Origin of the sequence: Corynebacterium sp. L4757 (assembly GCF_043673995.1) — a bacterium.
Lineage (GTDB): Bacteria > Actinomycetota > Actinomycetes > Mycobacteriales > Mycobacteriaceae > Corynebacterium.
The window spans coordinates 437048-463123 of sequence record NZ_JBIMEN010000002.1; the positions used below are offsets into that span (position 1 = coordinate 437048).

General features: G+C 54.9%; 23 protein-coding genes and 1 pseudogene. 16 read left to right on the top strand and 8 right to left on the bottom strand.

Features of this window, described 5'->3' with window-relative positions; translation table 11 throughout:
- Positions 1–62: 62 nt before the first annotated feature.
- From ACG98I_RS04490 to ACG98I_RS04505, 4 genes are all read right to left on the bottom strand, one after another.
- Positions 63–1103, bottom strand: a complete 1041-nt coding sequence (locus ACG98I_RS04490) for an LLM class flavin-dependent oxidoreductase (RefSeq protein WP_394718719.1) — start codon at positions 1101–1103, stop codon at positions 63–65.
- Between the two features lie 85 nt (positions 1104–1188).
- Complete coding sequence (brnQ, locus tag ACG98I_RS04495; protein WP_394718720.1) at positions 1189–2556, bottom strand: branched-chain amino acid transport system II carrier protein; 1368 nt, start codon at positions 2554–2556, stop codon at positions 1189–1191.
- 93 nt (positions 2557–2649) lie between these two features.
- Entirely contained in the window at positions 2650–3795 is a 1146-nt protein-coding gene (locus ACG98I_RS04500) for a MalY/PatB family protein (protein WP_394718722.1), read from the bottom strand.
- 10 nt (positions 3796–3805) lie between these two features.
- Positions 3806–5692: an ABC transporter ATP-binding protein gene (locus ACG98I_RS04505; RefSeq protein WP_394718724.1), complete on the bottom strand. Its 1887-nt coding sequence runs from the start codon at positions 5690–5692 to the stop codon at positions 3806–3808.
- A gap of 163 nt (positions 5693–5855) precedes the next feature.
- On the opposite strand from ACG98I_RS04505, the gene ACG98I_RS04510 reads away from it, so the two are divergent.
- Positions 5856–6413, top strand: a complete 558-nt coding sequence (locus ACG98I_RS04510) for a hypothetical protein (RefSeq protein ID WP_394718726.1) — start codon at positions 5856–5858, stop codon at positions 6411–6413.
- Entirely contained in the window at positions 6413–6982 is a 570-nt protein-coding gene (gene idi / locus ACG98I_RS04515) for an isopentenyl-diphosphate Delta-isomerase (RefSeq protein WP_394718727.1), read from the top strand. The genes ACG98I_RS04510 and idi overlap by 1 nt, the downstream gene beginning before the upstream one ends.
- Here idi and ACG98I_RS04520 read toward each other — a convergent pair.
- The gene (locus tag ACG98I_RS04520) at positions 6979–8304 is read right to left on the bottom strand and encodes a carboxylesterase family protein (protein WP_394718729.1); all 1326 of its coding nucleotides are present in this window, start codon (positions 8302–8304) and stop codon (positions 6979–6981) included. The genes idi and ACG98I_RS04520 overlap by 4 nt on opposite strands.
- A gap of 54 nt (positions 8305–8358) precedes the next feature.
- Here ACG98I_RS04520 and ACG98I_RS04525 point away from each other — a divergent pair, with 54 nt between their 5' ends.
- Both ACG98I_RS04525 and ACG98I_RS04530 read left to right on the top strand, forming a co-directional pair.
- The gene (locus ACG98I_RS04525) at positions 8359–8565 is read left to right on the top strand and encodes a hypothetical protein (protein WP_394718730.1); all 207 of its coding nucleotides are present in this window, start codon (positions 8359–8361) and stop codon (positions 8563–8565) included.
- A gap of 11 nt (positions 8566–8576) precedes the next feature.
- Entirely contained in the window at positions 8577–8876 is a 300-nt protein-coding gene (locus ACG98I_RS04530; RefSeq protein WP_394718732.1) for a hypothetical protein, read from the top strand.
- Here ACG98I_RS04530 and malQ read toward each other — a convergent pair.
- Positions 8866–10980: a 4-alpha-glucanotransferase gene (malQ, locus tag ACG98I_RS04535; protein ID WP_394718733.1), complete on the bottom strand. Its 2115-nt coding sequence runs from the start codon at positions 10978–10980 to the stop codon at positions 8866–8868. The genes ACG98I_RS04530 and malQ overlap by 11 nt on opposite strands.
- A gap of 83 nt (positions 10981–11063) precedes the next feature.
- Here malQ and ACG98I_RS04540 point away from each other — a divergent pair, with 83 nt between their 5' ends.
- From ACG98I_RS04540 to ACG98I_RS04555, 4 genes and pseudogenes are all read left to right on the top strand, one after another.
- Positions 11064–12899, top strand: coding sequence for an AMP-dependent synthetase/ligase (locus ACG98I_RS04540; RefSeq protein WP_394718735.1), 1836 nt, complete (start codon positions 11064–11066; stop codon positions 12897–12899).
- Positions 12900–13052: 153 nt separating this feature from the next.
- Entirely contained in the window at positions 13053–13739 is a 687-nt protein-coding gene (locus ACG98I_RS04545; RefSeq protein WP_394718737.1) for a hypothetical protein, read from the top strand.
- Between the two features lie 257 nt (positions 13740–13996).
- Entirely contained in the window at positions 13997–14338 is a 342-nt protein-coding gene (locus ACG98I_RS04550; RefSeq protein WP_394718739.1) for a hypothetical protein, read from the top strand.
- A gap of 335 nt (positions 14339–14673) precedes the next feature.
- A pseudogene (locus ACG98I_RS04555) lies at positions 14674–15990 on the top strand (PepSY-associated TM helix domain-containing protein).
- Between the two features lie 48 nt (positions 15991–16038).
- Here the strand turns inward: ACG98I_RS04555 and ACG98I_RS04560 are convergent.
- Both ACG98I_RS04560 and ACG98I_RS04565 read right to left on the bottom strand, forming a co-directional pair.
- Positions 16039–17148: a CNNM domain-containing protein gene (locus ACG98I_RS04560; protein ID WP_394718741.1), complete on the bottom strand. Its 1110-nt coding sequence runs from the start codon at positions 17146–17148 to the stop codon at positions 16039–16041.
- Positions 17148–18554 (bottom strand): hemolysin family protein, encoded by a 1407-nt coding sequence (locus tag ACG98I_RS04565; RefSeq protein WP_394718743.1) that lies wholly within the window; start codon positions 18552–18554, stop codon positions 17148–17150. Before ACG98I_RS04565 ends, ACG98I_RS04560 begins: the two co-directional genes overlap by 1 nt.
- Before the next feature lie 156 nt (positions 18555–18710).
- On the opposite strand from ACG98I_RS04565, the gene hemW reads away from it, so the two are divergent.
- The 8 genes from hemW (at position 18711) to ACG98I_RS04605 (ending at position 25788) form a co-directional block, all read left to right on the top strand.
- Complete coding sequence (hemW, locus tag ACG98I_RS04570; protein ID WP_394718745.1) at positions 18711–19847, top strand: radical SAM family heme chaperone HemW; 1137 nt, start codon at positions 18711–18713, stop codon at positions 19845–19847.
- A 68-nt stretch (positions 19848–19915) separates the two neighbouring features.
- Positions 19916–20947, top strand: coding sequence for a heat-inducible transcriptional repressor HrcA (gene hrcA / locus ACG98I_RS04575; RefSeq protein ID WP_394718747.1), 1032 nt, complete (start codon positions 19916–19918; stop codon positions 20945–20947).
- A 93-nt stretch (positions 20948–21040) separates the two neighbouring features.
- A complete protein-coding gene (gene dnaJ / locus ACG98I_RS04580) occupies positions 21041–22195 on the top strand; it encodes a molecular chaperone DnaJ (RefSeq protein WP_394718748.1) in 1155 nt (384 codons plus the stop codon).
- A gap of 2 nt (positions 22196–22197) precedes the next feature.
- Positions 22198–22962 carry a 16S rRNA (uracil(1498)-N(3))-methyltransferase gene (locus tag ACG98I_RS04585; RefSeq protein WP_394718749.1) on the top strand — a complete coding sequence of 255 codons (765 nt, stop codon included), beginning with the start codon at positions 22198–22200 and terminating at the stop codon, positions 22960–22962.
- Between the two features lie 23 nt (positions 22963–22985).
- The gene (locus ACG98I_RS04590) at positions 22986–23972 is read left to right on the top strand and encodes a PhoH family protein (RefSeq protein ID WP_394718750.1); all 987 of its coding nucleotides are present in this window, start codon (positions 22986–22988) and stop codon (positions 23970–23972) included.
- Positions 23973–23977: 5 nt separating this feature from the next.
- The gene (gene ybeY, locus ACG98I_RS04595) at positions 23978–24556 is read left to right on the top strand and encodes an rRNA maturation RNase YbeY (RefSeq protein ID WP_394718751.1); all 579 of its coding nucleotides are present in this window, start codon (positions 23978–23980) and stop codon (positions 24554–24556) included.
- 72 nt (positions 24557–24628) lie between these two features.
- Positions 24629–25477 carry a pyridoxal kinase PdxY gene (gene pdxY, locus ACG98I_RS04600; RefSeq protein WP_394718753.1) on the top strand — a complete coding sequence of 283 codons (849 nt, stop codon included), beginning with the start codon at positions 24629–24631 and terminating at the stop codon, positions 25475–25477.
- Positions 25478–25608: 131 nt separating this feature from the next.
- A complete protein-coding gene (locus ACG98I_RS04605; RefSeq protein ID WP_394732532.1) occupies positions 25609–25788 on the top strand; it encodes a hypothetical protein in 180 nt (59 codons plus the stop codon).
- Positions 25789–26076: the final 288 nt, after the last annotated feature.

The window sequence follows — 26076 nt, forward strand, 5'->3', positions numbered from 1 at the left end:
GTATTTATGAAAGAAGGAGACAGCTGGTCACACCAGGGAAACTACCCCTAGTGTGGCGAAAACTAGGAAAGTGTGTACCCAGGGCGGCTAGCGACCTTTTCTGGATCCAGCTCCCACGCCTGAGCCAAGATACCCAGACCGCTCAGCGTGGTCTCACGGGAGGTCGCCTGCAGAGAAATCATCAACTCATCCGCACCGGAAATCTGCTGGAAGTGATCCAAGTAATCACGTACCTCGGTGGCCGTACCCACTGCGGAGTAGCGCAGCATGTCCAGAACCTGCTGACCCTGGCCGGAGGAGATGATCTGCTCCACCTGGTCATCGGTAAGCATGCGGCCACGTCCAACCATCATGCGGATGCGGTTACGGCAAACCTGCTCCCATAACTCCTCGGCTGCCTCCACCGTGTCTGCGGCGGTGACATTCACACCGGCGATGACATAAGGAGCATCCAAGAATTCCGAGGGCTGGAAATTCTCGCGGTAGTACTGCGTTGCGGCCTCTAAGTGCTGTGGCGCGAAGTGGGAAGCAAAAGCATAAGGCAGGCCATACTTGGCGGCCAAAGAAGCGCCGAACATGGAAGAGCCCAAGATATACAGCGGCACATTGGTGCCCGCACCGGGGACCGCCTGCACGCCCGGGATGGGGGAGTTATCGGCCAAGTAGGCCTGCAGCTCGCGCACATCCTCAGGGAAACGCTCCGCTGCGTTGAAATCACGGCGCAGAGCACGACCTAGGGTCTGCGCATCCGTGCCGGGTGCGCGGCCCAGGCCGAGATCAATACGGTCCGGGTACATCTCTTCAAGCGTGCCGAATTGCTCGGCGATGACATAAGGGGAGTGGTTAGGCAGCATGATGCCGCCGGCACCGAGACGGATGGAGTTAGTCTTGGCGCCAATATGCGCAATCAGGACCGCGGGGGAAGAAGAACTAATGGAAGGCATGTTGTGGTGCTCGGTATACCAAATACGCGAATAGCCCAATTCTTCTGCGCGCTGTGCCAAGTCCACTGAATGTTGGATGGAAGCATGCGCGGACTCACCCTCATAGATGGTGCAAAAATCCAGGACGGAAAGGTGTGCGCGTGAAGTACGTGCGGTCATATGTATTCTTCTCCAAATCAATTAGCTACATGTACGCAAAAGGAAAGCTCCTAACCTGTGCAGGGTAGGAGCTTGGGATTGAATGCTAGTCCGTGGTCTTGGCCAGCGGTTCCTCACGGTCCGCATTTTTGGCAAAGACATCGATGAGAACGCCGATGACTAATGCGATGAACGTTGGAACAATCCAGCCCAGGTCAAGATCCTGACCCGGCGATAGGTTCAACACAGGTTCGAGGACATTTGTTCCCCAGCCCTGCGCGGCAAAGGTAGTCAGCGCGGACCAGAGCACCGAGACCCACAGTGCCAGGCGGTAAGCCCAGTAGAAGCCCACGGCCTTGCGCACGAGTGGCTGGACCAGGGTCATGACAATCAGGGTGATTGCTGGTGGGTACAAGAACACGATGAAAGGAACAGCAACAGCAAGGACTGCATCCAGGCCGCGGAAAGCCATGAAGATGGACAGCAGCGTAAAGAGGATGGCCCAGGTGCGGTAGCCCATCTTTGGTACCAGCTGGCTGAAGAACTCAGAGGTAGAAGAAATCAGGCCCACCGCGGTGGTCAGACATGCGAGGATCACGATCAGCGCGAAGACGAATTGGCCGGGAGTGCCCATGGTCAGGTTGGCCGAGTCAGCCAGCAGGGCTGCACCTGATTCATAGCTTTGGCCATCAGGCAGGGTCTGTGCCATGTAGCCGAGACCCAAGTAGATAGCCGCCAGCAGGACACCGGCGATGATGCCGGTGATGATGGTGGAGCGCACCAAGGTGCCGCCAGAGCCGAAGCCCTTGGAACGCAGGGACGCAATAATTACGATGCCGAATGCCAGGCCGGCGATGGCATCCATGGTGTTATAGCCCTCAAAAAGGCCAGTAACCATTGGGTTATCCGCATAAGCTTCAGTTGGCGTGCCCGGAATGCGCTCATAGTTGGTGACAGCCAGGGTGATCAGGATGACCAGCAAAATCACCAGCGCTGGGGTCAAGAAGCGCCCCAGAACGTCAATAATCGCATTGGGCTTCCACGACAGCGCTAGAGCAACACCAAAGAAGATGATGTTGAAGATGCCATTAGCCGCGGTCCCTTCCCAGCCAAAGAGCGGGGTAATAGCGGTTTCCATCGCGACAGCGCCGGTACGCGGCAGAGCATAAAACGCGCCGATAGACAGGTAAGCCATGACGGAGAAAACGACGCCGAAGAAGGCACCGCCGCGGGACGCGAGGTCACGGACGCTGTAGCCGGAGACAGCCACGGCGATGATCGCTGCGACGGGCAGCAGCACGCCGGCGATCAGGAAGCCGATGATGGCAGGCCAGAAGTTGGTGCCGGAGCTCACGCCCACGATTGGCGGGAAGATCAGGTTGCCTGCGCCAAAGAACATCGAAAAGAGCATCAATGATGCGAACACGATGGTCATCAGTGGCGAGAACTTTTTAGGTGTGGCCGTGTCAGCCATAAAGCGTTACCCAGACCCTTCGAAAAATAGTAGGAACGATTTATCAATAGGTGGGATACTACTTTCCGCAGGGTGGGATGGCAATTACAGGGGTTACTTAATCGATTCGATAGCTTTTGCCACGCGATCGATCGCTTCCTCCAAGATTTCACGTGAAGTAGCAAAGTTCAGGCGCGCCTGGCCCTTGCCGAGCTCACCAAAAGTCACGCCCTCATTAAAGGCCACGCGGGCATGCTGAAGCAGCCATGCAGCAGGATAGTCATTATCGCCGAGCGCCGTATCGCGGAAATCCAACCACAAAAGATACGTCGCCGATGGATGCGATGTGCGGATTCCCGGAATGCGCTTGGGCAGCTCTTCTACCAGCCAGTCACGGGTCTCACGCAGGTAATCAACTTGCGCCTCCAGGTGGTCCAGACCATCACGGTAGGCAGCTTCCGCAGCCAAGATGCCGAGCGTGCCGACGCCATCTTTGGCCACATGCGTCATCTGATTCCACGTCTCAATGTCTTTGTCATTGGAGAAGATGATCTGCGCGCACTTCAGCCCCGCGAAATTCCATGCCTTCGACGTTGCGGTGACGGTCATGGTGACATTGGCGGCAGTCTCAGAGAGACCAGCAATCGAGATGTGCTGGCCATCTAGAACGAGCGGCGCGTGGATCTCATCAGACAAGATGCGGGCACCATATTTATCAGCCAGGGCGACCAATACGCTTAAGTGCTCTTCATCAAAGACGAAGCCCAAAGGATTATAAGGATTAGCCAACAAGATGGAGCCAGCGCCATCAGCGAAAGCCTTCTCGATGGCATCTAAATCCAGGCCGGTCTCAGTTACTGGGACATCAATGCGCTCGCGGCCGGCAGCGGCAGGCAGCTCCAAGAAAGGAGGGTATGCCGGAACGGGCACCACGACGGGTGAATCAGGCCGGGTGAAGTATTGGATGCCCAGCAGCATGCCGCGGACAACATCCCCAATCCAGAACACCTTCTTCGGATCTGGGTGCCAGCCATAGCGGTTTTCATGGAAATCAGCGACTGCCTCACCCAGTCCCACAGAACCTACCGCTGGGCTATAACCGAAGCATTCACGCTCGGCATAGTCCGTAATGACCTTCTTGACCGCGGGTGCGGTGGGGAAGTCAGATTCAGCAATATGCAGCGGCAGGACATCAGGCTCAAATTGAGTCCATTTGCGGGTAAAACGTGCTCGTAATTCTTGTTGGCTAGGAAACTTCATGCTTACTAGCCTAAACCTCTGATTCCTCCTGTGCTTCTTCAGATTCATGGGAGATGCCATACTTCTTCAATCGCGCGCGGTCAGCTGCGGAAGAAGATGCAGTCAGTTGCAGCAGCTGTGCATAAATGCCACCGGTAGTGGACAGGTGCGCGGGCGATCCCATTTCATCCACGCTGCCCTTATCCAGCGTGATGATGGTATCCACATTGGCAATGGTGGATAGGCGGTGGGCGATGATCAACGTGGTGCGGTCTTTCATCAACTCTTCCAAACCCGCCTGTACCGCGCGCTCCGACTTGGTATCCAGCGCCGAGGTTGCCTCATCCAAGACCAAGATAGGAGCGTCTTTCAGCATCGCGCGCGCAACTGCCACGCGCTGCTTCTGGCCGCCAGAAAGACGCAAGCCGCGCTCACCGATGACCGTTTCATAGCCATCGGGGAAAGCCTCAATGAACTCATGTGCATTGGCTCGCTTGGCCACCGTGATGATTTCTTCCATCGTGGCACCGGGCTTGCCATAGGCAATATTCTCGCGAATCGAACCGGAGAATAAGAAGGCCTCCTGGAACACCACGCCTACCGATGCCCGAAGCCGCGCCGCCGTCAGATCCGCCGCATCGTGACCGAGCACATTGAGCTGGCCATCACTTGGCTGATACAGGCCCAAGATGAGGTTGACCAGCGTGGACTTACCGCCACCGGATTCACCCACGAGCGCGACCTTCTCACCGCGCTTAGCTTCAAAGCTCACACCTTTAATGACCGGCTTATCTTCCTCATACGCAAAAGTCACATCATCGAAAGCAAAGATCGGCTCGGATTCATCTGCAGGAAGAGGCAGCGGATCAACCTGGGTGGTATTGAGCTGTGGCTCATTAATCGCATGGGTGGCGTGAACCAGCACCTTATCCACGGTGGGTTCTACTTCTTGTTCCATGACCTCGAAGTATTCTCGCGATCCACCAATGGCGCGCTGGGCGGCATCAACCATCCAGCTCATCATGAAGACCGGCTGCTTGGCCATGGTCACCATCTGAATCAGCATGACCATGTCACCGATGGAGAAATGTCCCTCGAGCGTGCGCCAGAAAATGACCGCATAGATCCCGAAGAAGACCAGGGCCATCGATAAGCTGCGCAGCGCATCCATGGTGTGCCACCAGCGCGACTGTGGGCGCGTGGTGTCCACATAGCCGCGGTAATGCGAGGAAAAGCCGTCTAGCTCGCGTACCTCAGCCACAAAGGACTTGGTCACCTTCATCTGGCCCACAACTTCGGCGAAGCGGCCATTGGCAATATCAATGTGCTCATTCTTGGTGGACTCAAACTTCAACCAGCGCTTAGAGGTCAGCGTGGTCAGCACCATATAGATAGGAAAGAGCACGGCCAGCAGAATAGCCAGTGGCCAATAATAGAAAGCGGTAATAATCAAGATCGCGATGACCTGAATGATCATCGTGAAGAAATTATTGGCAAAAGACTGCAGAAATTGCGTGATAAACATGATCGAGCGGTCCAAGCGCGCGATGATTGTGCCCGTGACCTGGTTGTCATAGTAGCCTTGGGGCAAAGACAGCAGCTTGGCATAATAGCGCGTGGACAGAATCTGCCTCAGCCGCGAAATCATCACATCGCCGATATACCCGCCAACATTATTGATAACGCCATTGAGCGAGTCCGCCAAAAGCAAAAGCAACGCAAAACCAATGACGGTGGCAAGCGCCGCAGAAACCGCCACGTTGCCCTGCAGGGACTCAACGATGGTGTCGGTTGCTTCGCGGACAATAAACGGCGACGCCAATGCCAATGCCGCACCCACAGCAGAGGTAATGATGACGCCGACATAAAAGGGCCATAATGCTTGGGCATTTCTTAGAATTTTGGCCAGGGAATTCACTAAGTACTACTCCAAAAGTTATTTAATTTAAATGATTGCTCATGGGGGATATCAGAAGGGAAAGTATGCCATCTAAGAGCAATCGATGCCCATGATTGTGAGTGGGTAGACTAAGCTGCGGTTTAAGAAGTTTGCGTCATGTTAGAAGGGAAACGATCCTCCAGTGCAACATTCCCGTGCCATAGTATCCGCCATAGCCAGCATCAGCTTGGCTGGAATTGTCCTGGCGGGCTGTTCTTTTTTGGAACCCGAAGATACCGGACTAGGCCCGGATGATGACTTGGTGGTCAGCACTTCTGCGCAGCCTGAATACCAGGCTGAAGACGTCGATGATGAACTGGTCACCGGTGATCTCACCACCCCAGTAGAAGACGCCGGCTTGGGCGTGACCTGGTGGAACCAGGGTGCGTACCAGGACAATATCACCGGCTCCGTCATCACGATTAAGGTCCGCAATGACAATGAGGTGACATTGCCTGCCGATGCCATCACCGATCCCGTCCTCGAACTTGCCGATGGCAATGGCGGCTGGACCGAGGTGGAACAGCTGCCTTATGACCCGGAAGTCAACACCAACCTGATGGCGCCTGGGCTGGATAGGCCACTCGGCGCGGGCGCGTCGACCAATCTGCAGTACCGCTTTGATGTCGCGCCGGGCAATTTATGGAATGCGCGTTTGAGCATCGGCAACGTGGTCTGGGAAGGAGACATGAACCTGTGATGAGCAATGCTGAAATGGCTGAGATGGATGAAGAAGTAGTCATCCTGGCAGATGACAATGGCCAGCCTGCCGGCACGGAGAAGAAAGTGGCGGTGCACACCGCTAATACTCCCTTGCACTTCGCGTTCTCCGCGTGGGTTCTCCGCGGAGGAAAAGTGCTTTTGACCCGCCGCGCGTTGACCAAACAAACCTGGCCAGGTGTGTGGACTAATTCTTTCTGCGGCCACCCCGCACCCGGGGAGACCAATGAGCAAGCCGTCCTGCGGCGTGCCGCTTTCGAGCTTGGCATCAACACGGAGCAGCTCACCGAGCCAATCGAGGTCCTGCCGGACTTTTCCTATCGCGCCGTGGATTCCTCCGGCATCGTGGAAAATGAAATCTGCCCGGTCTTCGTCACCCATCTGCAGGACGGCGCCGAGTTTGAACCCAACCCACTGGAAGTAGATTCCCTCATCTGGCTGGAGATCGACAAGCTCATCTCCGCTGTCGACGCCGCCCCCGACGTATTCTCCCCCTGGATGGTCGAAGAGCTCGCCGAAAGCGAGCTCAGAGACGCGTTACGCGCCTAGAGCTCATCGGAGGTCATTGGAAACGCTGGATAAATATAGTCCAGCGTGCCCTGAACCAGTTGGTGCTCACCCGTTTCTAAATTGAAATCAAGCACATCATGACCATCTTTATACTCGGGTAGTCCGTCAGGCACTCCCGAGCGAATGAAGCTTTGAATCCACTCATTCAACTTCTTCGAGGATGATGCCGCCAGCGCATCTTCATCCTTGAGCGCATGTACGCCAAAGATATAGCGCAGCTCATCGCAGTGCAGCGCCGGTTTGCTGGACTTGGTAAATTCCACCATCCACGTCTTGCCCGGCGCATTGTCGCCGGCGTGGGCGACCCAGCGGCGAATGGTGGAATCACCAATTCCGCGACCGAGCAGACGGGTCTTATCGATCTTCTCGGCCTCATATTTCCAGATGTCATAAGACTCTTTGTGCAGGCCCATCAAAAGCATCGTCTTTTTGATAATCCAGTCTTTAAAGAAACCATCCTTGCGCTTATCGGCCCACATGCCGCCCTGGTCTTTGTAGAACTCATCCCGAGTAGAGGCCAGCAAAAGCGGGACATCTGCCAGCTCACTGGTATCTAAAGGTCCAGGACCGAGCGCCATGTCCAAGATATAGCGGGTACGGAACCACTTAAACGCCCGTGCCTTGCGCTTCGAGGATGTATTTTCCAGTGATTTCCGCGTGATTGGTTTGCCCAAGACTGCGCGCAACGTATTCTTGCGTGCATCAAAGTGCTCCCGAGGAAAACACGGGGAGAGAGCAATCACCCGGCGAAAACCGCCGCGATAGTGGTCTTTGCGCGTCAGCCATAGGGCAGTGGTCGCGCCAGCGGACTGCCCTATGAGCGTGACATTAGTGGGATCCCCGCCGAATGCTTCAATATTGCGCTGAATCCACTCCAAGCCAACCTGGCAATCATCTATCGCGCGGTAGCGGTGCGGCTCATCACCCTTGAAAGGAACCAGGCCCTCTAAACCCACGCGGTAGCCCAGCTGCACCTGGACCACGCCCTGCAAGGCATTCGCCGTGCCATCGGCGCGCGGATCCTCATGCGTGCCGGATTCAAACCGGCCACCGTGGATATACACCAAGACCGGATAATCAGAACCATTCTTCGCATCTTCTGGTGCCGTAATAGACAGCGCGATTTCTTCAGGCCGCTTGGTGATTGCATCAAAAGTCTGGGTGGGCTCGAATTTTCGCGGTGCCGAGGGCGCAAAGCGGGATTCAAGGTCTAAAAACTCCACCGAGTGGAAATAATCGACACCATCTTTGCGATAGCCCTGATAAATACCAGCGGGCGCATGAACAAGCACGTGAGACATGATTAGCAAGTGTAGCGCTAATTAATCCCCGTTATCCGATAAAGTCAGATAACGATGACGTGGTTTGTGGAATTTTCAGATGCGATTACCCAATGGTTGGCATCAGCGCCGGTGTGGCTGCAATTGATATCCATCATGGCGGTGGGGATACCAGTGATGGTGGTTTTGGCTTTGCTGCTGAATTTCTTGATTGATGTGTGTACCACCTGGACCAAGCGAGGTTGGGCAGCCATTTCGCCGAAGCCCATGACAAAGGGCTAGGATAGAGCACTGTGTCAACGCCGCAGAATTCTTCTTCCAGCCCTCGAGAACCATCACGTGAGGGTAATGAGCGCGTTGGTTTTGATGATATTCAGCCTTTCAACCTGGATCCGAGCTATGACCCCCGTGAGGGCCTATGGGATCCAGAGCGCGCGAATGAGGAATCCGAGACCGAGAGCGTCCCGGAACCCGCACCGCCGGTACCAGTGGTGAAGCGCAAGCGCGCTCTGCCAAAGTCGTGGGTGAAGATGACCCTACGCGCGATGTTCCTGCTGATTATTCTCGCTGCGCTCTGGGGTCTTATCTTCTAGTCGCGGCCGCCGCGATGGCCTTAAATAGTGCATTCTGCGCCAGATCTTCAATGAGGACTGGCTGGCCTTCGGTATCGCACAAAGGAATGCACCAATTGGGATAAAGCTCATTGGTGGTACCGGGCTGGTTCTGCGCGCGAATATCACCGACCATGTCGACCAAGTTGGTGCACGTCAACGCCGAAGGCGTGCCGGCGATGAAAGCATGCAGCGCACCCATCAACTGCGTTGGGTTGCCACGGTCTTTGCGCGAAAGGTTCTCAAAATCACGCTGCGGCAAGAGTCCCGTATCTGACATCAGATGCAGCACCTGCGCCTGGAAGTCCAGGTCCTCTGCTTCCTCTTCCGCCACGTCACGAGTAAACAGACCAAGCCTGTCTCGCAGCGTGATGTGGTCACCACCCAAATACGCCAGAGTCGGCGGCAAATCATGCGTGCCCACCGAAGACAACGCCAGGGTGCGATACTGATCCTGGGGCAGTGGTGCGCCATTGTCATCGCGCTCAAACCACACGATGGACGTGCCCATGAAACCTTTATCCTGCAGGACCTGCTGAATCCACGGCTCCAGGGTGCCTAAATCTTCACCGATGACCACTGCGCCGGCGCGCTCGACTTCGAGCGCCAGGATGCCCAGCATGGCCTCATGGTCATAAGCCACATACGTGCCCTCGGTGGGCGGGGACATCCGCGGAATCCAGAACAAACGGAAGAGCCCCAAAATGTGGTCCACGCGCACACCACCGGCATTGCGCAGCACAGCGGCGAGCATATCGCGCCACGGCTGGTAACCAGCTTCCGCCAAGTGCACTGGGTGCCACGGCGGCTGGGACCAGTCCTGGCCCTGCTGGTTATAGTCATCTGGCGGTGCACCCACTGAAGCCTGCGGCGCCAGATATTCGCTGAGGATTTCAGCATCCGCACCACCTGGGTGCACGCCCACAGCCAAGTCCGTAATGATGCCAATCTTCATTCCCGCCGCCAATGCTTTTTCCTGTGCGGCAGCCAGCTGCTCATCACACAAGAATTGCAGCCAGGAATAAAACCCGATGGAATCATCCAAGTCATCATTGACCGCATGGCGGCCAACTTGAGCTTCACGCTCCGCACACCACTGAGCAAAACGCACCAGGCCCGTGCCTTCACGGCGCGTAAACTCCCGGAAAGCAGAAACCCGCGCTTCGGTGTGCTCTAGTGCCCACAGCTCACGCAGGACCGCAAGCTTTGCCTCAAAGATCGGATTGCGCTCAATCGACTCGGCGCTGATACTCCTTTCCCGAAATTCCGCTGCAATTTCCTCGACATCTTCACGCAGCGAGGCATCCAGCAGTTCTAGCTCAGGAATATCCTCAATACGTAGATAGATCGGATTGATAAAGCGCCGGGTGGTGGGAAGATAAGGGGAGTCTTCAATTGGAGGTTCCGGTTCTGCCGCGTGCAGAGGATTAATCAGCAAATAATCCGCCCCGGCTTCCTTCGCCACAACCTGCGACAACTCACCCAAGTCTGCGAAGTCTCCTGAGCCCCAAGACTGCGCAGAGCGCACTGAATACAGCTGCGCCATAACACCCGTCACGGGCTCTTCCTGGAATTTATCTGCAGTGGTCAAGCGCTTAGGGGTAATAATCAGCGGGGCAGTATAGGCAGAGTCAAAGCCATCTGATTCCAAGACCAGATGGTGGAAACCTAAAGGCAAGTCACCGGGAATGTGGAAGGTGGCCTCGCCCCACAACTGGCCATCCACCTCAACGGGCGCAGCAAGATTCTCATCCTGATACACCGAGCGAGTCTCACCGGATTCCAGCTTAATCGATACTTCCGCAGTAGAGCCATGGTGCACGTGCACGTCGAAGGAGGCTTCTATTCCACTCACTGCCACGACCGTGGGCGGCAGGGGACGGGAGGACCGCTTCAGGTAGTCCACATAAAGGAGGTTGGTTAGCTCCGCATCGTCCGGGTTTGCGGATAGCGGAACATCGAGTGCGCGAAGGGTGTACTCCAGCGTGGCATCCGAGACATGAATCCACTGGCCAGATTGAGAATAATAGCCAGTGGAGATGTTGTGGTTGCCCGCGAGCTCTTCCAAAAGCTTCCGGTATGTCACACCACGCTATTCTGCCACACAAGTAGCATTGATAAGGTGGTAAGAGTTATTTTCCTCATGAAGCAGTAGGGAAGGCCTAAGCTGTGACTCTGCAAGAAACTTTCACTCCCGCAGAATTTGAAATAGAACCTAATGAGACCTGTCTAACTGCGATGATGGACATGGCTCGGGCGCGTCCGCATGGCGTGATGTTTACCCGTCCCGCTAATTATGAGTGGGTCAATGTTACGGCGAAAGAATTTGTCCGTGAGGTATTCGATGTTGCTAAAGGCCTGATTTCTGCCGGTATTGAGCAGGGCGACCGCGTCATTATTATTTCTGAGACCCGTTATGAATGGTCCCTGCTGGACTTTGCTATCTGGGCAGCTGGCGCGGTGTCTGTCCCGGTGTATCCATCTTCTTCACTCTCACAGGTGCGGTGGATGGTTGAGGACTCCGGGGCAGTATTAGCCATAACCGAAAACACCGACCACACCGAGTTGGTGCAGCATTTGCTGATCGATGACTCGGGTGCCCCAGCTTTGCATGGCTCCACCTCGAAGTTGCGCCGAATCCTTGAGATTAATTCCTCTGCGATTGACACTTTGAAATTTGAGGGCCGCACCCTCAAAGATGAGCAGGTCAATGAGCGTATTGAAAATACCTCTGCTGATGACTTGGCTTCACTGGTTTATACCTCTGGCACCACTGGTAAGCCCAAGGGCTGTATTTTGACCCACCGCAATTGGCTGGCGGAAACCCGTGGCCTATTGACCAACCCGATTGGTGCTATTGCTGTTCCTGGTTCCCGCGTTCTGACATTCTTGCCGCTGGCGCACGTGTTTTCCCGTGCTGTGTCATTGGCAGTGGCGATGAGTGGTGCAACCCAAAACCACTGGTCTGATTTTTCCACTTTGTCTGTGGAATTCCAGCGCTCCCGCCCGAACCTGATTCTGGGCGTGCCACGAGTATTTGAAAAGGTTCGTAACTCAGCAGCTCAAAAAGCGGCTTCGGGCTCACCACTCAAGCGCGGTATTTTTGAGCAGGCGGAGCAAACCGCCATTGAATATTCGAAGGCACTGGATACTCCAGAGGGCCCCAATAAGATTTTGAAGGCAAAGCACCGCGTCTTTGACCGCTTGGTGTACTCGAAGGTTCGTGATGGTGTTGGCGGCTCCGTGCACTATTGCATTACCGGTGGCTCTGTGATGGGGAAGGATCTACTGCATTGGTTCCGCGGAATCGGCGTGCCAGTCTATGAAGGCTATGGCCTGACAGAAGTAGCAGCTGCCGCCAGCGTGGACTTTGTCGACCAGGAAATCGGCACCGTCGGCCCACCAATCGGTGGCATGACCATCCGAATTAATGATGAAGGTGAAATCCTGGTCAAGGGACCAACCGTCTTTGATGGCTATTGGAATAATGAGGAAGCCACCAAGGAAGCTTTTGAAGGCGAGTGGTACAACACCGGCGACCTGGGCGAGATTCAAGACAATGGCAAGCTTGTGGTGACTGGTCGCAAGAAGGACCTCATTGTCACCGCGGGCGGTAAGAATGTTTCTCCTGGACCGATGGAAGATATTCTGCGCGCACATCCACTGGTATCCCAGGCGATGGTGGTTGGTGATGGCAAGCCATTCATCGGCGTGCTCATTACTTTGGACCCTGATGCACTCAAGCGCTGGAAGCTGACCCGCAATATTCCAGAGAATCGCCACATCAAGGAATTGGCGGTTGATCCGCAATTGCGCGCGGAGATTCAGGATGCGATTAATGAAGTTAATGCAACTGTGTCGCATGCAGAGGGCATCAAGAAGTTCTACATTCTGGAGTCCGATCTGACTGAGGAAGGCAATGAGCTGACCCCAACGCTCAAGGTCAAGCGCAATGTTGTGGCCCAGCGCTACGCGGACGCGATTGACCACCTCTACACCCGCTAGAGATCTTCGCTGTGAATTTACGGAGTGTCTAACAGATTTCATGCAGAATCTGGAATAAAGTCAGTCGCGTTAACCATCACCCTCAAGTTCAACTTGAGGGATAGGTTTAAGTCACTGATTGGGTAGAAACTGCGGAAAGGATACGCCGAGCCAATGCACAAAATTGCCGCCGAGCTTCGGCACCGCGAGCTCACTCAAGAGATTTACAATATCGGTGATGAAATCGCCCAGTATGTTGAAAACCTCATTGAGGCGATTGAAGATTGGGACGCGGATCTGGCCCTAGATTGCCTGGCTGAGCTCGGCGATATCGTCGAAGATGCCCGTGTGGATTCCGGCCGTTGCGTTGGTGAGCTGATCGGCCTGCGTCAGGCGCTGGTTTCTGGTCTGCGTTCTGGCACTATCTCGGCGGCTCCTTCCGGTAATCATGACATGGAAGCACCACATGCTTTCAATGCCCGCACGCTGGAAGCGGATTATCCGATTGATGGCCCGCCCGTGGCTGTTCACCAGCTCGCTGCGGCGCTGCAGGATCGCACCGCTGCAACCGTGGACTATCTGCGTGGGGTCGTGGAGTACGTCCTCGGTCAGACCGATGCCGTGGCGCGCAACCTGGACATGGTTTCTTTGCCTCAGCTCTATAACCGCGTGGGCAAGCAGGTTATCGCTGCCGCCAATGGTTGGCACCGTACTGTTGTGGATTCACACCCGGCGTATGTACGCACCATGCGTGGCTACAATCCTCCACCTTTCCTGGAGGAACGCGCCCGCATTGACCGTATTGTGGCCAAGGTGGCTGCAAAGCGTGCCGCCGCAAAGCGCAAGGCTACAACTGCTTAAACCTCGGTTTTCGTCCCCGATTTTATACATCTAATTGGTTTAGATGAATATACTATTCGGGGCAATTTCTATTATGGGAATCTAATTTCCAAAGAGTTAGCATTGTGGTGCTATGATAGTCAGAGTGCTCCACGCAAAAGTGAGGCGCGACCCCGTGACTTCATCGGAGTCTATAAACGTTAAAAAATGGTCTAGTATGTATTTTTAGTTATGCTATTTCATACGGGCCCTTAATCCCTGCAAGGAAGGTATTTTACATGCGTTCTATCCGTACTTCCATCGTTGCTGCTGCTACCGCTGCTGCAGTTGCTTTCTCCGCATCCCCAGCTTTGGCTGCAGAAGAGGGCTCCAACGCTTCTTCCACCAGCTCCACCTCTTCCACCGTTGCGACCGAGTTGGACGCAACCGATTCCCAGCGCGCTGTTTGGGGCTCCGCCAAGGACTTCGACTCCGCAAATGGCTTTGACCAGCTGACCTACGTTTACACCGTAGCTTCCCTGGCTACCATCGTTGGTGGCGCAGCAGCTTTCGCTTCCCAGACCCCTCAGGCTCGCGCAATTGCTAAGCAGTTCAACATCGAGCTTCCTCGTTTCTACTAAGCCTTAATCCAGGTTTAGAATTTAGAAGCTAACTTCCAAGCTCCAGCCACCTGGCTGGAGCTTTTGTGATCTCACCACGCCATCAATATCAATCAAGAGCCCCAAAGAGATTTCGCCAAACCGCGAAAACTTCAACCGGCCCAAACACTATATTCAGGCGATTGAAAATTTCGCCTTTTCGTGAATTCCCAGAAAGCCGCGTGCAAAAGGAAACCTTCACCCATTATCACCAACACGTAGGTTCATAGATTTCGTGATTTCGCAAAATCTTGGGAACTTCCGCTGGGGCTAAACAGGGGCAAGTATCAAATCCCTCACGGAACTTATGCATTTGCATGCGCGACGTTATAGGCGTGAAAACTTCCACATCAACTAAAACTCTTCGGAGAAAGAACGGCGCATGTGGCGTCATCTATCGGCTGCACACGGTTGTCAGTGTCTTTGTTGCGCCGTTGCTAGTGATAGCGGCGCTGTCCGGATTGCTCTATGCATTCGCGCCTAGTATCGAGAACGTCGTGTATCGCGATGTACTGACCCCGAGCTCGCAGGAACCAGCTCGGCCCTTGGCTGAGCAGGTTGAGGTTGCGGAAGCAGTGCACCCAGACTTGGAGCTTTCCGCGGTGCAGACTTCCGAAGATCCAGATGCGACAACGCGAGTCCTCTTTGAGGATCCAGGACTAGACAGTAGCAGCTACCGGCAAGCAGTGTTCGTGGACCCAGGCTCTTTGGAAGTCACTGGACAATTAGTCCAATAGGGTTCCTCACGGGCATTGCCATTAAGAACCTGGCTTTCTGAAGGACACCGCCAGCTGTGGATGGGGGAGCCGGGCCGAATCTACTCAGAGGTCGCTGCCTCATGGCTGGGCATGTTGTCACTGGTGGGACTATGGCTGTGGTTTAAGCGCAGGAAGTCGCTCCACAGCAAGCTCGGAGTGTGGTTGCTGCCGGGCTTTATTTTCTTGACCATCACCGGTTTGACCTGGTCCTCCATGGCCGGCGGCAATATCGCGAACCTACGTGCGGAGCTGGACTGGGAACAACCGAGTCTTTCCGCCCAACACGAACATCATGGCCACGGCCAGCACAGCAATCACAGCAGTCATCACTCCGAGCACAGTGAAGACATGGTTGAGCCAGCTCGTCACTCGCAGATAGATACGGCGCTAGCCGTATCACGCGATGCAGGCATGAGCGGAGTAATTGAAATGACGCTGCCAAAAGTAGCTGACGGTATTTGGCATGTGACAGAGATGCGTGAACCGTGGAAGATGGAAAATGATGCGGTTGCAGTCGACGGTTCGACTGGGGAAGTGGTTGACCGCATTGACCATGCTGATTGGCCACTGGCCGCGAAACTATCGGCGTGGTTGATTCAGCTGCACATGGGATCGCTCTTCGGGTGGATCAACCAGGTGGTGCTGGCAGTTATTGCGTTGGGGCTTCTGGCGGTGATTTTCCTGGGTTACCGGTCATGGTGGCGCAAAAGAAGACTCACGGCAGCAGGGCAGTGGCGCAAAACCAACCCCAAGGTCCTGCTAGCAATCATCGCCTTCCTGTGTGCGTATTCATTAATCGCGCCAATGTTTGGAATCAGCCTGGTGGCGTTCTTAGCAGTTGATGCGATGATTCAGGCGGTACGCAGAAACAAATAAAGCGTAGGTCCCAGATGTGATTCTGGAAACCTACGCTCTATCTAAAGGCTAGCTCTCTTCAACAGGTACCTGCGGGCGGCGGAAAGCAGCGCGCTCCTCGGGTGGGAGAGTAGGAACCTTGTCCAGCTCCTCGGTAATCTGAGGCCATAGCTGGCCCATGATGTCATCCCAGGTCAAAATCCACACGCCTTGGGCGCCTGGCTTATTGTTGGACTTGCCCACCATGATCATCTGCTCATTACGAGCACGCATGTGGTCCAGAGTCTGCTGAACGGTGCTGGAAGAAGCCACGGTCAGCGCAGGACGAGAGAACTGCAGCGCAGGCTCGTTAGCCTCAGCTAACAAGGTGTCACGAACGTGCACAATCTGTGGCATGCGGGAGTTCTTCGGGTAAATCAGAACACGCATGATGTCCTTGGACACGCACAGGGATTGCAGCTCAGCAACGGTGGCATCCGAAGGCAAAGGCACAACTTCAGAACCATGCAGGCGAGCAAACTCGCCCACGGTGGAAGTCTCTAGCTCAATGACGCCGGTGATCGAAGAAGCAGATTCTTCATCCAATGCACCGGTATCGCGGGAGTGCTCCACCAAGGTGCGCAGGGTATCCACGTCATAGCCGGCAGCGCCGGCGCGGTCGACTGGGGTTTCACCAGTTTTACGTACCATGACATTGGCCATGTGGTTAATCCAGTTCAACAGTGGACGGAAGAGCCAAATGAAGCCACGGGCTGGGATAGCGATGATCTGCAGCGCGGTCTCCGGGTGAGTAATCGCCCAAGACTTCGGCGCCATCTCACCAATCACCAGGTGCAAGAAGGTGACAATAAACAGTGCGACAATAAAGGCGACAACGTCAGCGACCTGCGTAGGCAAGCTGAGCGCCTCCAAAGGTCCCACCAAGAGGTGGTGAACCCAAGGCTTGGTCACAGCACCCAGAATGAAGGTCGCAGCAGTAATACCCAGTTGCGCACCCGCCAGCATGATGGTCAGCTCATTCAAAGAGCGCAGACCAGCACGTGAAGCACGGGAGGTTTCCGCGGTTTCTTCCAAACGGTTGCGCCTTGCACTAAGCAAGGAGAACTCAATGATGACGAAGAACGCAGATGCGACAATCACTAAAAGGGTGATGATGAGGTTGATAATCCAGTTATCCATTAGCGCACCTCCTCTTCCTCGTCAGCGTCATCTGATTCAGCTTCATTCTCAGATGCAGTGTGCTCAACCAACTCAATGGAAAGCACCGATGGGACATGGCGGTCGACTTCCTCCACACGCACATTGATTTGACGCGTTGGGGCATCATCAGCCACCCAGTCTTCAGGCTCAGCTTCCAGATCAATCGTGTGGGTTTCACCCTGCACCACGAGCGAGCCAGTATGAGCAATCAGCAGACCTGCGATGGTCTCAAAGTCGCCTTCTGGAAGGTCATGGCCAATGGCACGCTCAATCTCATCCAATGGTGTGTCACCATCGACGAGCCAGTGCGAGTCATCCTGCTCAGTGATTTCCTCGGTCTCTTCAATATCGTGCTCATCGGCAATATCGCCCAAGATTTCCTCAGCGAGGTCCTCCAAGGTGACAATTCCGACGAAGCCACCGTATTCATCGATGACACACGCTAATTTCTCATCAGCGTGGTGCAATTCTTCCACCAAGCTCGGCAAAGCCATCAAGTCCGGCACCACAACGGTGTCCTTCATCAACTCGGTCACCGGAGCTTGGGGGTCACCATCCCACGCCAGAACATCAAAGAGGTGCACAATGCCAATTGGATTGTGGTCATCATCAATGACTGGGTAGCGGGTGTGGTTGGAGGCCATCAACTCACGCACTTCAGCGATAGTCGTGTCAGGTTCCACCACGTCAGCACGTGAACGTGGAACCATCGCGTGGTCAACGTCATCGTGTGGGAATTGCAGCAAACGGTCCAACACCAAGTAGGTGTCATCATCCAGATCACCGGATTCACGGGAGTTATCCATGATGGATTCCAGATCGCCAGAGGTCGCGGAAGAATCCACGTCTTCTAGTGGCTCAATCTTGAACATCTTCAAGATGGCATTGGAGGAGTACTCAAAGAAGTGGACCAGCGGTCCGAAGATCTTAAGGAAGATGATGGATGGGGTTGCCAGCCACAAAGCGGACTTCATTGGTGCAGCAATGGTATAGTTCTTCGGGAAGAGTTCCGCGAAGAGCATGGTTGCAATCGTGGACGCTGCCAGCGCCAGCACGGTACCGACACCCACGGAGACAGCGGTCGGAACACCGACGCCGCCCAGCAGGATGCCGAGGCCTTCACCTACGAGCGGCTCCGCCACATAACCAATGAGCAGGCCGGTCACCGTAATGCCCAGTTGGGCACCAGAGAGCATGAAGGACGTTTGTTTTGTAATTTTTAGAGCACGTTGCGCGCGCGTGTCACCTTCCGCTGCCAGCGTGCGGAGCTGGGTGCGGTCGACAGACATGTAGGCAAATTCTTGCGCTACGAAGAAGGCGTTTGCAACGATGATTAGGCCAATAACTACGATGCCGCCCAAAATCATGAGTATTGCGGTCATCATAGCGATCCCCACCACCTAGTATTTTGGTAGCGGGGACATCGACTCGGGGGTTCCACCAGCGGGTGCCTTTCTTAGGTTGACTTCAAGCTTCATATCATCAAGTAAATGATGTGACAAGATTACACGTATTTCGGCCCAAGCGTTAGTGTAATGGCCATGAAGGATTCGTTCGGGCTTTATATCCATGTGCCGTTTTGTGCAACGCGCTGCGGCTATTGTGATTTCAACACCTATACCCCAGGTGAGCTGGGGAGCCCGCGGGATCTCACCGGACCCTATTTGGATGCATTAGAGCGCGAATTAGAGATTGCCGCAGCGAAGGTAAATCGCCCTGCAGATACCATCTTTATCGGCGGCGGGACGCCATCCCTTTTGGGTGGGGAGGGCCTGACCCGGGTACTCAATGCCGCGCGCAATACTTTCGGTATTGCGGAGAACGCAGAGATTACTACGGAGTCGAATCCAGAATCCACATCGCCAGAATTCTTTGGCCAGCTTAAAGAGGCCGGTTTCACGCGTATTAGCTTGGGTATGCAATCAGCTGCCGCGCACGTCCTGCAGGTCCTGGAGCGCGCACATACCCCGGGCCGCGCATTTGAGGCCGCCAAAGAAGCCCGCGCAGCAGGTTTTGAGCACGTCAACCTCGACATGATTTACGCAACGCCGACAGAAACCGATGATGACGTGCGCCGCACGCTGGAGCTCGTGCTTGATGCAGGAGTAGACCATGTCAGCGCCTACTCGCTCATCGTCGAAGATGGCACGCGCATGGCACGAAAGGTGAAGAAGGGCGAGTTGCCCATGCCGGACCAGGATACGATGGCTCGCCGCTATGACATCATCGCTGAGACCTTGGATAATGCTGGCTTTGGTTGGTATGAGGTCTCCAATTGGGCCAAAGAGGGCGGGGAGTGCCGTCACAATATGATCTATTGGCGCGATCAGGATTGGTGGGGCGCGGGCCCTGGCGCCCATTCACACCTTGGTGATCAGCGTTTTTACAACGTGAAGCTACCGGGTCGCTACATCAAGATGTTGGGCGAGGGTGAGCTGCCCATCGCGGATACGGAAACCCTGAGCGCGGATGAGCATCACATGGAAAAAATCATGCTCGGCCTGCGCTTGAAGGAAGGCATTGACCGCAACCTACTTTCTGCCAAAGCACAGCCGGTGATTGATGATTTCATCTCCCGCGGGCTCCTAGCAGAAGACGGCAGCTTACATGTCACGCACAAGGGCCGTTTGCTTGCCGATGGCATCATTACCGACCTTCTTCTCGCCGAAGAAGCCTGAGTGCACGCCACTTAACATCTGGTGTGCTCATGGGGTAAGATTTAGCAATCGAAGGAGGCGAGTGCTAGATGTCGAGTATCACTGACGCCAGGCGAAAAGAAGTCCTGCGCGCTATCGTTGCAGGCTTTATCTCCTCGCAGGAACCCGTCGGGTCAAAGGCGCTGCTCGAGCGCTATCAGCTGGGCGTATCCTCAGCTACCATCCGCAATGACATGTCCGTCTTAGAATCTGAAGGCCTGATTACCCAACCCCATGCATCATCAGGACGCGTGCCCACGCAAAAGGGTTACCGCCTTTTCGTGGATTCTCTCCATGACTTAAAACCACTGTCGCAGCCAGAGCGCAGAGCCATGCTGACTTTCCTCGAAGGCGGCGTGGACTTACAGGATGTCATGCACCGCGCAGCACGCATGCTGGCGCAGGTGACCAATTCTGCAGCGGTTGTCCAGATGCCGAATCTGAAAGTGTCCACGGTCAAACACTGTGAGGTCGTGGCCCTGACGCCCGTGCGTCTGCTGCTGGTGCTGATTACAGATAATGGCCGCGTGGAGCAACGCAACGTGGAGCTCGACACCATCATCGAGCCCGATGAGGTGGCGCGCCTGCGGGACTTCCTCAATAATGCTTTGGCCGGCAAGACGCTCAATGACGCCACGACCCATTTGGATCTGCTAGAAGAATCCGCACCCATGGATATCCGCCCGCACCTGCGCAAGGCGGCCACCGTCTTGGTGGATACGCTCGTGGAGTATCCAGCCGAGCGCTACCTGCTTGCCGGCACCCCTAACCTCACGCGCAATCATTTAGCTGCACGCGGGGTAGACCTCTCCAGCATCCTCGAGGCACTTGAAGAGCAAGTAGTGGTGCTCAATCTTTTGACCCGTGTGCCAGAAGTAGGCAATATCTCGGTAGTGATTGGTGATGAACATGATGATGACCAGCTGCGTCAAGCATCGGTGGTCACCACCGCCTATGGCACTGATGGAGAGGTCCTGGGTGGACTAGGTGTGGTGGGTCCAACATTTATGGACTATTCAGGAACAATGTCCAGGGTCTCCGCCGTTGCACACTATGTCAGTGACATCCTCAAACACGAGTGATGGTTCACCACTAGTAGAGTGTTCAAAGCGCATCTTTCAACTCTTAAAACGTTTAGAAATATAAGCAATCAAAGAAGGAATTTTTAACTCACCATGGCTCGTGACTACTACGGCATCTTAGGCGTGGAATCTAATGCATCCGATCAGGAAATTAAGAAGGCGTACCGCAAATTAGCGCGTAAGTACCACCCAGATGTTAATCCGGATGATGCTGAGGCAGCCGAGAAGTTCCGTGAGGCATCTTTGGCGCAGGAAGTCTTGCTGGATCCGCAAAAGCGTCGGATTGTAGACATGGGCTCTGACCCAATGGAGCAGGGCCAAGCTGGCGGCGGCGGCTTCGGTGGAGCTGGCGGCTTTGGCGGCGGCGGACTGGGCGATATCTTTGCTGAGTTCTTCGGTGGCTCTTCCGGCGGAGGACGCGGTCCACGCTCTCGCGTGCAGCCAGGCAATGACGCGCTGCTGCGTACCGGCATCACCCTGGAAGAGGCTTATGCGGGTCTGCGTAAGACCGTCACCGTGGATACCGCGGTGCTCTGTGACCGCTGCTCCGGTTCCGGTTCTGCATCTAAGGCTAAGCCAGTGACCTGTACTGGTTGTGGCGGCGCTGGTGAAATCCAGGAAGTCCAGCGTTCTTTCCTGGGCAATGTCATGACGTCCCGTCCTTGTCCACAGTGCCAGGGCTTTGGTGAAGTCATTGAGGATCCTTGTAACCACTGTGGTGGTGATGGCCGCGTGAAGAAGCGCCGCGATCTGACCGTTAATATCCCAGCAGGCATTGGTGATGGCATGCGTATTCGCATGGCAGACCAAGGCGAGGTTGGCCATGGCGGCGGCCCAGCTGGTGACCTCTATGTTGAGGTGCACACCCAGAAGCACCCAGTCTTTACTCGTGATGCAGATGACCTGCACTTGTCGGTCCGCGTGCCAATGGTTGATGCAGCCCTTGGTACTTCTTTCCCCATCGAGCACCTCGATGGCGAAACCATCGATATTGATATTGAGCCAGGCACCCAGCCAGATGCAGCGATTGAGCTCGATGGCAAGGGTATGCCACGCCTGCGTACCGATGGCCACGGCAAGCTCTATGCTCACGTCGAGGTCGTCGTGCCAACCAACTTGGATAAGAAGACCAAGGAACTCTTCGAGCAGATTCGCGATAAGCGCGAGGAAGAAACCAAGGTCCACAATTCCGAAGATGGTGATGGCGAAGGTTTCTTCGACCGCATCCGCGACCGCTTTAGGCGCTAGATATGTCTTTGCCCGCGTTCCTGCATCCTGACCTTAGTAACATAGAAGTTGGCGATGTCATCTCGCTAACCGGTCCCGAAGGCCGCCACGCGGTGACGGTCAAAAGGATTGTTCCCGGCGAAAAAGTTCTGCTGATTCACGCCCCACAAGAACTGAACCGTGATGCTGAAGGCATGTACGTTGTAGCCACGGTGCAGGATACCCAGGGCAAGGACACGCTGAGCGCACAAGTCGATGAGGTAGGCCAAGAGCCGGACCCAAATCCCCGCGTGACGGTAGTGCAGGCAATCCCGAAGTCGGAGCGCTCCGAACTAGCAATCGATCTGGCCACTCAAGCCGGCGCTGATGAGTTCATTGCTTGGCAAGCCGATCGCTGCATTGCGAAATGGGATAGCAAGAAAGCCCCCAAGGCATTGCAGAAGTGGCAAGCGCAAGCCGAATCTTCTGCGAAGCAATCTCGCCGCACTCGCATCCCGCATGTCTCAGGTCCACTGACCACGCCACAACTCATTGAGCACCTAAATCAGCGAGACAGCCCGCTGATTTATGTATTACATGAAGACGCAACAGAGTCCATCAAGAATGTCCCGCTCACTGATGATGTCGTGCTCATCATTGGGCCGGAGGGCGGCATTGGTGATGAGGAATTATCGAAGCTAAAAGAAGCAGGAGCATCAGCCATCAAACTAGGCTCTGAGGTGCTGAGGACAGCATCAGCGGCAATGGTGGCGTTGGCAGCTATCGGAGTACGCACCGATAGGTGGTAAGGAGCGCTGGTAAATTGAAGAACGTGGCTATCATAACCAAGAAATTCGATGTAGATTCCGCCTACACCAGCTCAGTATTGGGCGTGGGTGATGACAACCTGCGGGTATTAAATAACTTGCTGGATGCGGATCTTTTTGCGCGCGGCAACACCGTCACCGTAACCGGTCCTGATTACGAGGTAGCGCGGGCAAAGAAAGCCTTGGATGAGCTAGAAGCAATCGCGCGCCGCGGGCATGCGATTTCCCCAGATACGGTCAAGCACACCCTCGACATGATCGCCGTGGATGCGCCAGAATCAGTATCCCAAGCTATCGCTGCTGATATTGTCTCGCGTCGTGGCAAGCGCGTGCGTCCGAAGACCCTAGGGCAGACAGAGTATGTCCAGGCCATTGATGACAACACGATTGTATTCGGTATTGGTCCTGCTGGTACCGGTAAGACCTATCTTGCGGTAGCAAAGGCTGTACAGGCGCTGCAGAATAAGCAGGTCTCGCGCATTATCTTGACCCGCCCTGCGGTTGAGGCAGGGGAGAAGCTGGGCTTTTTGCCAGGTACGCTCAATGACAAGATTGACCCTTATCTGCGCCCGCTTTATGATGCGCTGCGCGACATGATGGATCCGGAGATGATTCCGAAGCTCATGGAAGCCGGCATCATTGAGGTCGCTCCGCTGGCGTATATGCGTGGTCGTACTCTCAATGACGCATTCGTCATCCTCGATGAAGCTCAGAACACCACGGCAGCGCAGATGAAGATGTTCCTGACTCGTCTCGGCTTTGGCTCCAAGATTGTGGTCACTGGTGATATCTCCCAGGTGGACCTGCCTAAGGGTCAGATTTCTGGCCTGCGCTTAGTGCGCAGGATCTTGAGCAATATTGATGATGTGCACTTCGCGGACCTCGGGTCCTCGGACGTGGTGCGTCACCAGTTGGTCGGACGTATCGTATCAGCATATGACAAGTTCGATGCAGATAATGGCAATAACTCCTATGAAAGCAAAGGGCAGTAAAACGCATGAGCATTGAGTTTTTCAATGAGTCCGGTTTCGATGGTGTCAATGAGGAAATGCTCATTGACGTCGCGTCCTTTGCCCTGGGGGCGATGGACATTAGCCCTGATGTGGAGCTGACCATGACGTGCGTGGACTTGGAGACGATTGAGGATCTCCATGTCCGCTGGATGGATCTGGAAGGCCCAACTGATGTGATGAGCTTTCCCATGGACGAGCTCACCCCAGGTGCGATGACCCCACGCCCGGATTCGCCGGATGCTTCTCCTGCCATGCTGGGCGACATCGTGCTCTGCCCAGCTTTCGCCGAGCGACAAGCTCAAGCCGCCGGCCACTCGCTTTCGCATGAGCTGGCGCTATTGACCACCCATGGCTGCCTGCACCTGCTGGGCTATGACCACCGCACCCCGTCAGAAGAACAAGAGATGTTCGCGCTGCAAAATGAGTTGCTCGCGGATTGGTATGACTCTTTGGCCAAGCGCGGCCTCAAGTTCCAGCCCAAGCCCTCGGGCCCGAAGGCTTTTCCTTCTGCTGCGGACCGGGAAACCTTAGATGAGCAGATTGATACCGACTTCGATTCTTAAGCCACGGTTTACAAGAATCTAATCCGACGCCGGTTAAATTATTGTTTGGTGGCCGGAGTAACATATCCTTACATGAATATCCTGTCGATTCAATCGCACGTCACCTTCGGCCACGTTGGAAATTCCGCTGCTGTATTCCCGCTGCAGCGCACAGGTCATGAAGTGTGGCCAATCCACACCGTTAATTTCTCCAACCATACTGGCTATGGCGATTGGGGTGGCCCGCTGCTGCCTGCGACCGAGGTTACTGACATTATCGATGGGATTGAGCGCCGCGGCACTTTTGAAAAGATTGACGCGATTGTCTCCGGCTACCAGGGCGGACCGGATATTGCCGGCGCGATTGTTGATGCTGTTACTCGCATCAAAGCCGTGAACCCTGATGCGCTTTATGCCTGCGACCCAGTAATGGGTAATGAGAAGTCTGGCTGCTTTGTCTCTGATGAGATTCCACCACTGCTGCGCGATAAGGTCGTTCCAGTTGCGGACATTATCTCCCCGAACCAATTTGAGCTCGGCTTCCTCACCGGCAAGAAGGTCGGCACACTAGAGGAGACCCTAGACGCGATCAAGACCGCACAAGCCATGGGGCCACGCGTTGTCCTGGTGACCTCTGTTCAGCGCCCAGAAACCGCTGAAGGCTTCATTGAGATGATCGCAGCGGACGGCGATGACGCTTATATTGTGAAGACCCCATTCTTGCCATTCAAGCGCAATGGCTCCGGCGATGTCACCACCGCGCTCTTTGCTGGTCACTACACCGCCACCCGTGATGCTTCCGTGGCTCTTGCCCGGACGGCATCCTCTGTCTTCGACCTGCTTCAGCAGACCTACGAAGCCGGCACCGAAGAACTCCAGCTCATCGAATCCCAGGAATTCTTCGCTAACCCTCGCCTGCAATTCGAGGTCACCAAGATCTAATCGACTTCAGGAAATTAATCGGCGTGCGCATCAAAGCCACGTCGATTTTTTGATCCCTATTTCCCGAATTGCGATATCCTCGGAGCCACAAACCCCAATGTGGTCCAGGAGGCCTCGCGATGATGTTCATTATGCTCATGCTTAGTGTCATCTTCATGGCCATCTTCGCAGGGATTGGCGCGGGCATCGTCCTCGCCACGAATTCGGAGAAGCCACGCTGGGCAGAAGTCACGGTGTTTATCGCGCTGATTAGCTTCATTCTCGCGTTGGGCGCGTTGCTATTCTTCGCTGATAACCCGGAATTTTGGTAGCTCACGGCTCACTATTCCGGACTAAGCTGTCTAGAATTGGGCATTAATATTCACACCCAATGGTAATACCATTAAATATCTGTCCCTAAAACCTTCGGCGCCCTAATCCGCGTTTCCGCTTGAAGAAGGCCATAGCAGCTATCCCACAGGAAAACTCGTTAAGTGAAGGAAAAGTTTGCAGCTCCTGAAGCCCGTTCCTCGACACCGGGATTTCAGTGTTTCTGTGCTTGAATATCGATGGACACTCTGAGTAGGAAATAGCCGCTCAGCAGTGTTGTTTTTATTCTG